The sequence below is a fragment of the Streptomyces sp. ALB3 genome (assembly GCF_044385685.1).
Classification (GTDB): Bacteria; Actinomycetota; Actinomycetes; order Streptomycetales; family Streptomycetaceae; genus Streptomyces.
Genome location: NZ_JBISCE010000026.1, coordinates 34,184 through 46,555, shown reverse-complemented (window position 1 = coordinate 46,555; position 12,372 = coordinate 34,184). Strand labels below are relative to the sequence as shown.

Below are 12,372 nucleotides of genomic sequence, written 5' to 3'. Positions count from 1 at the left end.
CTTATTTCTGCGGAACAGCGCAATGCCTCTCAAGCGGACTCACATCTGCCTTGCGGCCTGAAACGCGGGAATTTCGACCTCTTCGGGGTCGAAGCAAGAGGCATCTTCGCGCCCTTCGAGAATGAAGCCAAAGAATGCCTTCAGCGCCTCATTCCCTAGCTCCAGCGGATGGAAAGGTAGCGCATAGTTCAATACGTGACGGAGTGGGCGCTCGCCGCCCCAGAAAGGGGCTTCGAAGGGTAGGCGTTCACCCACCTCCTCAATAATCCCGGTGTCTGGGCTCACACTCATTGCCCGAACTAGCTCACCACCTGACCAAACGGCGAATGCCGTCCAGTCTTCTGTGCTATGCATGAACACGCCATAGGCGTCCCTTCCATCCGCCAAGCGAGAGATCGCTTCGGTCAAATGGCTGGGTTGAGATTGTGCGAGTTCGCGAGAGCAGACAACTTCAAGGCCAGGGAAGGATGCTGCGCAAACGATCCCCGCGCTGGGCCAAACGGCGAGGTCAAGCGCTAGTGGCTCCATCTCTTCCGCCACGGTTCCGAGGATTTCCTCAGCGAGAAGTTTGGACTTGGGGTGATCAATTCTCGCGTCACCCTGAAACACCTCTCGCGGATTCACCTCAACAAACATGACCACGGCTGCCTTTGAGCCCATTGAACGCCCCTCAGTTTTCCTATCATGCACGCACTTAAAATTCCGCTACGGATTACACAGCGGGCAGCTCCACAAATCGACTTCCACCTTCATCGTGACTGTCGACCCCTTCGTAAGGCCGGGAACCCTGCCTGTGTTCAACACCGCTCCACCGTTGCCAAGTTCTGCGTATCCCAGCCGCTGATTATTGGTTAGGGATGCTCCCCTGCCGGTCTTCACCTCAATCGCGGCCCAATTGCCAGAAGCGTCCTGCGCCACGAAATCAGCACGGAATACATCGCCTTTGCTGTTCTTGAATCTAACCTCACTTGTGATGTTCGTGTAGCCGCCGTTTTGGAGTCTCTGGTGCGTCGCAGCCTCACCTAGGGCACCGTGAGGTAGCCCGTCGACTGGGCATTCTCCCGCGTTATGCACCAATACAGGAGTGGCCCCCGCCAGTACATAGTACGTGTGGAAGTCGTCCACGGTCAGGTTGTAGGTGCGGGCATGGTGCGAGAAGGATCGGTTCGCTTCCACGGTGACCGTGGTCTGGTCATTGGTGAGGAGGGTCGAGCCGGGTGTGAGGTTGCTGGCGGCGATCCATCGTTCTTCGCTGGGCGACCAGAATGGGTGTTCGTGGGTGGCGGTCAGCTTTGTTTCGCCGTCAAGGGTGGAGATTGTCAGTTCGTTGAAATGTTTGTCGTCCTCGGTGACGATGAGGCGCGTGACTTTTCGTTTGGCTGACTTGCCGGTCTCCGGGTCGGCGGTGAGAACTTCGTCGCCAACGCTTACGTCCTCAATATCCTTTGAGGTGCCGTCCGCCAGGAGTACATCGGTGCCGGCTAGGAAGCACTTGCAGGATGAAGATCCGCTAGAAGGGCGTCCACTGGTCGTCTTCCCGACCTTCATGGATCTGGCCAGGGCTGGGGCGCCGCCCATGCCGCCGCCGTCAGATATGCCGTACTCCGTGGCTACGCCGGTCAGCATGGAGTCCCAGAAATAATTTCTGAGGTCGTTCGAGCATCCGAGGTTGTTGCATACGGCCATGGCATCGCCATAGGCGGTGATTGCGTTTGATTCCTGTGAGTAGTATTGGCTGGATCTTGCGCTGTATCTGGCCCAGAAGGCTTCCATCCATCTGGTTACGTCGGATTTGCCGCCGTATTTTTTGTGTACCTGCTGTGTGATGTCGTAGAGTGCCGAGTTCTCAAGATTGCTCAGTGATGCAACGTCGTTGGCGGTCGGGGTGGTGTCTACGGGATCACCACCGTCCCACTCCCAGCCGCCGTTTTTTGTTTTTGTGAAAGTCTCTGTTTTTCCGTTGCATTGGCTGCTTGAGCCGCCGCATGCGCCGTCGGGTCGGGTTCCTGTGGGGTCGGTGAGGGTGGTGGGGTTGTTGTTGGCGTAGGTGTATCCGTGGATCTGCTGGGAGTCAGTCAGGTCCATGAGGGGGTCGACGCTGATGAACAGACCAGTACGCGGGTCGTATTCGCGTGCCCCGAGGTGGGTGAGGCCGGTGTCCTGGTCGTTGGTGCCGCCGACGAATGCTTTGTCGCCGATCCAGTTGGTGGGCTGGGTGCCGCGGGGTGCCCCGAAAATGGTGGTCTTACGGCGGGTGACAGCTTGGGTCGAGTCGGCGGTGATCTGGGTGGTGGTGGTGTTGTGGTGGTCGGTCAGAGTGAAGGTGAGCTTGCCTCCGGTCCGCGTGGCGAGGGTTCTGCCGGTGGGGCTGTAGTAGCGGGTGCCGGTGACCTTGCCTGCCTTGTCGAGGTGGAGTTCGTTTCCGCCGGGGAGGTAGAGGGTGGTACCGGTGGTGTCTTTGCGTGTCAGGCGTTGGCCGTCGGCATCGTAGAGGTAGCTGGTGGTGTCAGTGACCTTGGTGAGGGCTTTCAGGTGGTTCTCGTCGTCCCAGGCCAGAACCTCGGCGGAGTCGTTGCCGAACTTACGTCCCTTGGTGTTGCCCGCTTCGTCGTAGGTGTAGATCTCTGTCTGGGCGTTGGTCCCGGTCTGGGTGACGGCCGGAAGCTGGTGCGTGCCGGCTGCGGGGGCGGTGTACGTGCGAATGGTGTCGGCGGCCGGCCCGGATGCGGTTTTGTGCTGCGTCTCGGTCTTGCGGTTGCCGACAGCGTCGTAGGTGTAACTGGTCCAGTAGGCGTCCTGACCTCCCACAACTGATGCTGAGGGGGTCCCGGCGCACTGGGCGCCGGTGTTGGTCCAGGCTTCGGTGACGCGTCGCAGCGCGTCAAGGGTGAAGCACTGGGTGTCGGTGGTGCGGGTGGCGTCCTGGCCGTATGCGGTGGCGATAGCCAGGAGGTTGTTGGCCGGGTCGTAGGTGTAGCCGGTGTCTTCGATCCGCTGGGGTGCGACCTCGCGGTCGGTGTAGCTGTGGGTGAGGTTTCCGGTGTGGTCGTCGAACACGTTGGTGACAAAGAGCTGTCGGCCGAACTCGCCATGCTCCTGGCGGGTGTTTTGCCCGTAGTGGTCATAGGTGCTGTCAGCGATGAGTGGGTCATCGCCCGCGTACACGGAGTCGAGCAGTCCACTGGTGTCGTACGCGTTGGAGACCGTCTCGGCGGGCAGGCCGCCGATCTCGGGGTGCTCGGTCTCCATGAGGAGGCCGGTGTTGTCGTCGTAGAAGTTGAACCACTCGTAGGTGCCTGCTAGGGCGCCTTCGCTGTTGGGGACGGTGACGGCGGTTCCGACGGGCTGGCCGAGGTCGTTGTACTCGGTGATCTCGTTGACGTACGCGTTTGCCCCGTTGTAGCGGGTGGCGGAGGAGGGCAGGCCCTTGGCCACGGTGTCGTAGGCCCAGGAGGCGAGCGTGGTGCTGCCCTTCTTGAGGGCAGTTTTGCGGTTCAGGGCGTCGTAGTCGGTGTGGAGGGTGATTCCGCGGGCGTCGGTGACGTCGGTGGGCCGGTCGCTGACGTCGAAGGCCGTGGTGGTCGGGCCTCTGTCGGGGTCATCGGTGGAGATCTGCCGACCTCGGGTGTCGTAGGTGTAGGTCCACTCGGCTCCGGAGGGGTCGGTCACCTCCTTGAGGCGCCCGTGCTGGTCGTAGGCGTAGGTGATGGACTGCGAGGACGTGCGTGCCGCGTTGGTGTACTGCTTGAGCTCGGTGGTGCGCCCCAGAGCGTCGACAGCGGTCGTCGTCGCGGTCCCGCCCTTCGGGGGGATCACCGTGGTGGTGTCACCGGTGTAGGTGCTGGTGGTCCGCTTGGTTTCGTCGCCGAATTTCTTGGCGATGACCGTGGTGGGCCGGCCGGCTCCGTCGAACACCGTTTCCGTGGAGGCCGGGTACTTGGTTTCCTGGCCAGTGACCAGCACCGGTTCCGCGGCCCCAGTGGCGAAGTACCGGCCGGAGCTGCGTACCGCTTCGCCTCGGGTGTTGTAGAAGGTTTCCGTGACAAGGCGACCGGCCTTGTCCGGGGAGGTCTCCTGAGTTTGGCGGGGCCGCAGCATGCCGTCGTAGAAGGCGTATCCGGTGCGGTATTCGGAGTTGTGGTCCAGCGTTTTCGTGGTGACGACGAGCGGGCCGTCGTTTCGCACGAGGTAGTCGAAGGTGTAGCTCGGGGCGTTCGGGTAGGTCTGGGCGGAGCGGGTGGGGATCCAGACCTTGGTCAGCCGCCCGAGGGCGTCGTACGCGGTCGTGGTCACCTTGTCGTTGGCGTCCTTGACCGTGACGGGCTGCCCGCGCAGCGGGTCGAGGCTGGTGGTTTCGGAGTGGCCCAGCGGGTTGGTGGCGACGATGCTCGTCGGGGCCTCGCCGGTGGCGGGGCTGTACGCCGTCTTTGTGATCTTGTTGTTGGCATCAGCGGCCGCGAGGGCACGGCCGTAGATGTCGTAGCAGAGTTCATTCTTGGCGGTGCCACAGGTGCTGGGGGTGGAGCCGGCGGTGCTGTAGCCGACCCCCGACCCATTGATGCGCTCGACCTTGGTGATCAGCCCTCGCGTCGGTGCTGCTCCGAAGGCTCCACCGTCGTAGTGGGTGCGGACGTCATCGATGACGTCGTCGGGGCGCGTCACCGGCTTGCCGCAGGTCACTGCGACGGTCTCCGCTCGGGAGACGTTCTCCAGCATCCATTTCGCCGTGTTGCGGGCGAACGTAGTGGTGACGCACTGCTCGTCACCTTCCGTGGCGACGTCCCCGAGTGAGCTGGTCCAGTCGACCTTGCCGTACGCGTCGAAGTGGCGGGTGACCTTGGTGGTGCGGACACCGCCGGTGACCGTCGTGCGTGTTTCTTCCGCTTGGGTGCCGGTGAGGTAGGCCTCGAGGTCCGGCAGGCCGCTGCGGGTACGGACCGCTGTCGTAGCGGATCGCCAGGGAGTGTAGGAGGTGGCGCTGACCAGGGCTCCACCGTCTCCGTTGTACGTGGCGTTTTCCCGCAGCATGCCGGCGAACTGTTCCCGGTCGGTGACCGAGGCTCCGATGGAGTCCTTGACGTCGGCGCCGTCGATGCCCCGGAAGTACCGGGACTCGCTCAGAGTCTTCGGGTCCAGGGCCGCGCCCTTGCGTACCTGCACACGGTAGAAGCCGCGCGCTACGGAGTAGGTGCGGTCGTCGGCCTTGGTGAATTCGTCGGTGCTCTTGGCCCAGTCGGCACCCCCGATGTAGGCGTACTCGGTGACGGTGTCGGGGGACTCGACGAGGTTGTCGCCTTCGGTGACGCGCTTGACGGCGTAGGAGTTGAACCAGTCCAGTTTGGCGGTCTCGCCCTCGTAGGCCCACTTGACCGGGTAGCAGAGGGTGGTGTTCGAGGCGTCGGTGGGCGGCAGGCTGCTGGTGGTGCACTCTGGATCGAGGTAGTCGATCCCGATCGTGCCGCCGGTTTCCGTGTTGATCTGGGACATGCGCAGACGGACGAACGGGGCGAGTCCGTCACCGAGCTTGTCGACGCGGTTGGGCTTTTGAACACCGCGGAAGGTCACGGCAGGCAGCGGTGCTGTACCGCCGGCTTTGCCGGTGCGTTTGATGGAGTCCAGCCACATCGGGGTGGAGACCCCATCACCGGACGGTGGGAACGTCTGCTCGAGCGCCCACGTGTCGACGTCCTTGTAGGCACCGCCGGTAAGGATCTTGGTGGTGATGCCGCTCAGGCGCTTGCGGGACCAGAACGTGGGCGAGTACTGGCTTTTGCACTCGGTTGCCCCGTTCTTGCAGTACTGGTCAAAGGGGACGTCGGGCCACTTCTTGGCGTTTGTCTCGTCGAAGGTGCCGCAGCTGGAGAGGCAGCGTTCGAGGACGTCGAACGTGACCTGGCCCATTGCCTTGGCCGTGTAGACGCTGTTGGCCCGCAGACCGTAGTCGATGTGATCGAGGTACCCGCCGCGGTCGTACGAGGTGACCGTGGCCTTACCGGTTGTCTCGGAGACGTTGAGACCGTAGTTGTTCGCCTCTGTCTTCCAGTAGTACGCCATCGCGTTGTCGCGGGGGTCGACGACGTAGTCGAGCTGCCACCGCCAGGCCTGCTGGCACGAGGCCGAAGCGAAGGATGCGTTGTAGCACGGTTCGCCGCTCTGGTTCCCGAAGACCGGGGCTGTCAGGACCGAGTTGGTGACCGGGTCGTCGTCAGTGCTGCTTGTGGTGCCTTTGTTGCTCCAGCCGGGGAGGTGGTTCAGCCCGAAGAAGTACTGGGTGCCGTCTGCTGTCGTGATCTTCCAGTGCTCGCCCGCGCCGTCCACGCCGGCCGTACCTTTGTCCGGGTTGGAGGCGCCGGTCAGCTTCTCTACCTTTTCGCCCGAGTCGGTGGCCGGGTGCCACCCCTTTGCGCCGTCGTAGACCAGCTCGGTGCTCTTGCCTCCCAGGGACATGGTGGCGTTGTTGTTGAACCAGCACAGGTCGCCGACCTTCGTGGTGTTGGTTCCGCCTTCCTTGTCGTCGTTGCAGGGCTTGTAGCGGCGCTCGATGTAGCCGGGCTCCCAGCTCCAGCCGTCGCCGATCCAGCTCGGCTGGTTGTTCGATGCTGCGGTGCGGCCGTCGACCGACTGGGAGCTGTAGTCCAGTGAGACGCTGGGCTGAAGCCCGGTGGGCACAGCGGGGACGCCGATGGGGTAGGACCAGCTGAACGCACCGGTCGATCCGCCGGCACTCCACGAGCCGGACGGCTGCAGGGCTGTCGCCTTGTAGTTGCCAGTTGGCCCGGAGTCATCTGCGGCGGCCGCCAGCACGGTGACAGGGGAGGTGCGGCTTACCCCGGAGGACGCCGCTGCGGTCCCAGGTACGGGCACGGTCGCGGTGAGCGTGCCCGCCTCGGTGTTGTTCGTCGTGGCCAGAGGCGTACCGATTTGGCAGGCCGGTTTGTCCGGCGTCGTCACCGCGCATGCGGGCAGCTGGACCAGCCGCAGGCGGGCCGCCCAGTCGCCACCGTAAGCCCCGCGGAAGGATCCATAGTCGACCTGAACCTGCGCTGCGCCAGCGGCGACCGTCTCAGCGGCCCCGACGGTAAGCAGAATGCCGTCCACGCCTGCCTTGCGCGCCGCACCCTTGTCCAGGACACGGATCTTGACCTTGGCGGAACGTGGCACCCCCTTGCCCGTCTTGGACGGCGCAGGACGAACGGCGACCGGTAGTGTTCCTGCGCGCTTGGGGGCGGTGCCGGTGCTACTCGGCTTGAGGTCGACCGTGGCACTGCCTGGGGCAGGCCACGTGACCTTCGGTGCCGTCCATGTGGCCGGTGCCCGCTTACCCCGGGGCTTCGTTCCTCCGGGGGCCATTTCCTTCACCGCTACAGCCGGTGGCTGCTTCAGTTCCGGGAGGCCCGGCCCCTTGGCACCATCCACCGTAGCTGCCACAGCAGTCGCTGGCAGTAGCCCGACGATCACCGCGAGAGCCAAGGCCCCCGTCCATCCACGCGTGCCGATCCGGCTCACGCCCCCACCCCTCGCGCAACAAGCCCTGAGAAAATATCGCCGAACAATAACAGGAGTCAGTCATCGGCGGGAATGGGGAATCACTTCGATGCCCTGTGAATGCGCCAGATGTACTGAATGGCTGATAAGGGACTATGGAGTACCTGTGACCCCGAGTCGGTAGCAAAAGTTCCAGGTCAACGGGGCATCGATGCCCGCTCGGAGAGATCGGGACTGTCCGCCTTCACCCCGTATTCACACTTCTATCAGTAATTGCGTCCCTGCTTGCCGGGGTCGTCCGGTGAAATAAAGAAGCGCTCGCCTATAGAGTCTGGGCGGAATCTGGACGCTGAGAAAAGGGGAGTGGGATCGTGTCCATATCGCATTGGTGCGGGGCTTCGCCAGGGGGGTGGAGATCCCGGCTGCTGTGCATCGTCGCCGCAGGAGGGATCCTGGTCTCCGGGATATCCCCCGGCACTGCGCAGGCTGCCGGGGGAGTGACTGCGGTGTCGGCCGACCCTGTGGCTGACGGGTCCATGAGTGAAGAGGACAAAGCGCTTCAGGACGCGAAATCCTCCGGGCAACCTGTGGAGTTGATGTCGGCGCGAACCGAGGCGAGCGACACCTGGGCACAGCCGGACGGCTCGTTCTCGGTGAAGCGTCACGGTACGGCTGTCCGGCTGTGGCGTAACGGCGCGTGGGTAGCAGCCGACCCGACACTGCAGTTCGCCGCAGACGGGTCAGTGGTCCCCAAGGCGTCTTCAGTCGCGGTGAAGTTCTCCGGCGGGGGAAGCGGGCCGATGCTGACGGGCGTCAAGGACGGCCGAACTCTGTCCCTCACCTGGCCCACAGCCCTGCCCAAGCCCTCACTGAGCTCCAATATCGCTACCTATCCCGAAATACTTCCCAGCGTCGACCTGCAGCTGAAGGCCGACGTCGAGGGCTTCTCCCAACTCCTCGTCGTCAAGACAGCCGCCGCCGCGCAGAACCCCCAACTGGCCGAACTGCGGTTCGCGATGAACACCGTCGGCCTCAGTGTGGCCGAGGACGCCGACACCGGCACCCTCGTCGCCACCGACCCCGCCGGGCAGACAGTCTTCACCAGCCCCGCACCTCTCATGTGGGACTCAAGCACCCTGGCCGGTCAGCTCCCTGCCGGCGCCCCACAAAGGCTCGCGTCAGCCGCACCCCATCCGGGTTCAGGGGATGCGTTCGAGCCCGGCGCCGGAGCCGAGGACGCACAGATGGAAACTTCCATCAGCGGCGACACCTTGACCATCACCCCTGACCAGGACCTGCTCACCGCCGCCGAGACCACATACCCCGTCTATATCGACCCGAGCTGGGCATGGGGCGAGTGGCAGCACTGGACACGCGTCTACAAGGCGTACCCCGGCAATTCGTACTGGGACGCCAAGGGAGACGTGCGGGTCGGCTATGAGGAGGAGACGGGCGGCTCTGACCGCATCTCACGCTCCTTCTTCCAGCTCGACACCAGCGACGTGACCGGAGCCCAGATCAAGAGCGCCACCTTCCGCATCCGCAACACCTGGTCCTGGTCCTGCCAGTCCGAGCCCGTCGAACTTTTCCTGGTCGGCGACATCTCCAAGAAGACCACCTGGGCCCACCAGCCAGGCAAGATCGGCTCCGCGCTGGACGTCGTCAACGACTCCAAGGGCTGGGGCCCCGACTGCCCGGCAGGCAATCTGGAGTTCAACGCCACCAGCGCAGTCCGCACAGCGGCCGCCGGCAATGACGCCAGCGTCACCCTCGGCCTGTACGCCGGCGACGAGGCAGAGACCTTCGGCTGGAAGCGGTTCGACCCGAAAACCGCCACCCTGGAAATCAAGTACAACAAGCCGCCCAAAACACCCACCGGCCTGGGCACCAATCCCCGAACCAGCTGCACGGCCGGGGGCATCATCGGCAACACCACCGTCAGCCTGCACGCCAAGATCGACGACCCCGACGGCGGGAACCTCACCGCACAGTTCCAGGCATTCAAAACCGGCACAACCACACCGGTCGTCGACACCACGATCCCCGCACTCAAGGGACGCGTCGCCACGGTCGTACTGCCCTCTCCCAGCACACCCACCGGCAACTACACCTGGAAGGTGCGCGCCAAAGACTCCGACGGCTCCTACTCAGGATGGAGCACCACCTGTAAATTCAGCCTGGACCGCGTCCGTCCCAGCAAGCCACCCGTCATCGCCTCGCAAGGCAACATCTACCCCAACGGTGACGCAGGATGGCCCGCACAGACCGGCCCCGCCCGATCCGAGGGCACCTTCACGTTCGCGGCCAACGGAGTAGCGGACGTCACCACCTACTACTGGTGGACCGACAGCGACCCTGAAGTCCACGAAACACCCGCCAGCGCGGCCACCGGTCTGGTCGTCCCCCCGTCCTACGGACCCCACATGGTCTACGCGTACAGCGTCGACGCGGCAGGCAACCGATCCGACACCGCTACCTACCTCTACTACGCCACACGCGCCCAGCAACGAGACAAGCCCGGCGACCTCAACGGTGACGGCTTCAAAGACATCTGGAACACCGACACCAACGGCACTCTGCTCACCTACGCAGGCCGCGGAAACCGCAAGTTCTCCGCTGCCACCAACGGAGGCGGCGCCTTCCCTGCACAGCAGGTCGCCTTCAACGGAGACTGGGGACAGGACGGGTACAACGACCTCATCGCCCTTGAATACAACGAAAACGACAGCAAGAACAAACTGCGCCTCTATCCCAACAACGGTCAAGGAGTCATTGACAGAGATAATTACACCCAACTCGCCGTTTCCTGCCCTGTACCCCGCCCCTCTGGCAGGTGCAAGGGAGAGGACGGATGGACCGGCGACGACCACTGGCACAACGCAGAGCAGATAGCCACCGCCGCAGACCTCAACAACGACACTTACTCTGACGTCCTAGTCAAGCAAGGCCGCTACCTATGGGTCTACTACGGCAACCGCTCCAGCCAGCTCGACAAGGTGCGCCCTCACCCGATCCTCGTAGGCGAAACCGACTGGGACAAATACACCCTCATCGTTCCTGGCGACCTCAACGGCGACGCCCTGCCAGACCTGCTCCTACGCGCCAATGCCACAGGCGACCTCTACCGCTCCTACGGCAAGGCCGACACCAACGGGGCCCTCGACACAGCCTCTTGGGGCACCGCTTCCAGCCGCGTGAAGATCGCCACGGGCACCATGCCGCAAACCCTCTACCCCACCATCGGCTCCTCCGGAGACCTTGACGGAGACGGCAACGGCGACAGCAGTGCAGACGGCGGCGGCATCCCCGACATCTGGGCACGCAAGAAGGACAACACCCTCGTCGGCTGGCCTGGAATCAAGACCGGCACCAACTACACCGGGCTCGGCTCCCAGTTTCCCATCGACGGCGTGAACGGCGGACGCCAAATCCCCGCCGGAACCGTCCTCACCAGCGGCCAATCTGTCAGCTCAAACGCAGCCAAACTGCTCATGCAGGCCGACGGAAACCTCGTCATCACCTCCAACGCCGCCAAGATCCTCTGGTCCAGCGGCACCGCCGGCAACACCGGAGCCACCGCCCGCGTCCTCACCAACGGCAACCTCGCCGTCTACTCAGCCGACGGCAGCACCATCCTCTGGAAGCCTGAAGTTCCCGGCCTCACCGGCGAGGGCTACACCCTGCTCCAAGACCGCGGAAACCTGGTCATCCACAACGCCAAGAACCAGACACTGTGGAGCACCGGTACCGCGCAACGGCACGACTACAACCGTGACGGCCGCAGCGACATGGCCGACTGGTACGACCACGCCGACGAGTCGGACACCATTCACACCTTCCTGACGAACTCCGACGGCACGTTCAAGAACCCCCTCACAGGGTGGAACGATCCGGCGGGGTGGAAGACGAGTCTGATGAAGCGCACCACCGGCGACTACAACGGCGACGGAATCGGCGACGTCGCGGCCGTATACGGCTACGAAGACGGCCGAGTCGCCTTGTGGACCTGGCTCGGAACCGTGACCGGCAAGTTCGCCGCACCCCTTCCCTCCTGGAAGGTCGCAGCCGGCAACTGGAGCTTCCAGCGCATGACCGTCAGCAGCGGCGACTTCAACGGCGACGGCCGAGACGACATCGCGGCCTGGTACGACTACGCGGACGGCAGCGATACCCTCTGGACATTCACCTCGAATGTTCAAGGCGGCTTCAACGCTCCGTTCCCATCGATGACCCGCCCCGCCGGAGGCTGGTCCAGGTCCAGGGACAAGCCTGTCACCGGTGACTTCAACGGCGACGGCCGGGACGACCTGGCCGTCTTCCACGGATACACCGACGGCAGCAACAAGATCTGGGTGTTTGCCGCCACACCTACTGGGGGCTTCAGTGACCCCGTCGGCTCCTGGGCCAGCACGACCTGGGGCACCTGGGACCAGACATCAGTCCACGCAGGAGACTTCGACGGAAACGGCAGAGACGACATCGCCTTCTGGTACGACTACACCGACGGGCACGACAGCATCTACGTCCTCCCGAGCAGCGCCACCGGCACGTTCAGCTCCATAGGAGAAGCGTGGACCACGCCCCCGGACAACATGTGGCGCAATCACATGTCGATCGTCATCGGCGACTACAACGGGGACGGCATCGACGACTTCGGGGCTCTCTACGGCTACGACGATGGCAACATCAAGGCATGGACATGGTCGGCGATCGCGGGCCGCAAGTTCGCCAGGCCGGTGAGCAGTTGGGGCGTCACCTCCGGGTACAGCTATCCACGCTCCTACGTGATTGAGCGATACGGAAGCTGACTGAACGGTTGGTGGCCCTCTGCGGAGGGCCACCAACCGGGCCCATCGCACACAGGGCCCGGAGCTTCTCCGCCAGCGA

3 protein-coding genes are annotated in these 12,372 nt (G+C 63.9%); 1 reads left to right on the top strand and 2 read right to left on the bottom strand.

Going from position 1 to position 12,372, the window contains the following annotated elements; translation table 11 throughout:
* Positions 1 to 39: 39 nt before the first annotated feature.
* Both ACHFIV_RS12035 and ACHFIV_RS12030 read right to left on the bottom strand, forming a co-directional pair.
* Complete coding sequence (locus tag ACHFIV_RS12035; RefSeq protein ID WP_398966762.1) at positions 40 to 660, bottom strand: DUF6928 family protein; 621 nt, start codon at positions 658 to 660, stop codon at positions 40 to 42.
* 45 nt (positions 661 to 705) lie between these two features.
* Positions 706 to 7,506, bottom strand: a complete 6,801-nt coding sequence (locus ACHFIV_RS12030; protein WP_398966760.1) for a polymorphic toxin-type HINT domain-containing protein — start codon at positions 7,504 to 7,506, stop codon at positions 706 to 708.
* 515 nt (positions 7,507 to 8,021) lie between these two features.
* Here ACHFIV_RS12030 and ACHFIV_RS12025 point away from each other — a divergent pair.
* Complete coding sequence (locus tag ACHFIV_RS12025; protein ID WP_398966757.1) at positions 8,022 to 12,293, top strand: FG-GAP-like repeat-containing protein; 4,272 nt, start codon at positions 8,022 to 8,024, stop codon at positions 12,291 to 12,293.
* Positions 12,294 to 12,372 lie beyond the last annotated feature (79 nt).

Excerpts from the sequence above, each read along its gene's own strand:
- ACHFIV_RS12025 (WP_398966757.1), top strand. The coding sequence starts at position 8,022 with ATGAGTGAAGAGGACAAAGCGCTTCAGGACGCGAAATCCTCCGGGCAA.
- ACHFIV_RS12035 (WP_398966762.1), bottom strand. The coding sequence starts at position 660 with ATGGGCTCAAAGGCAGCCGTGGTCATGTTTGTTGAGGTGAATCCGCGA.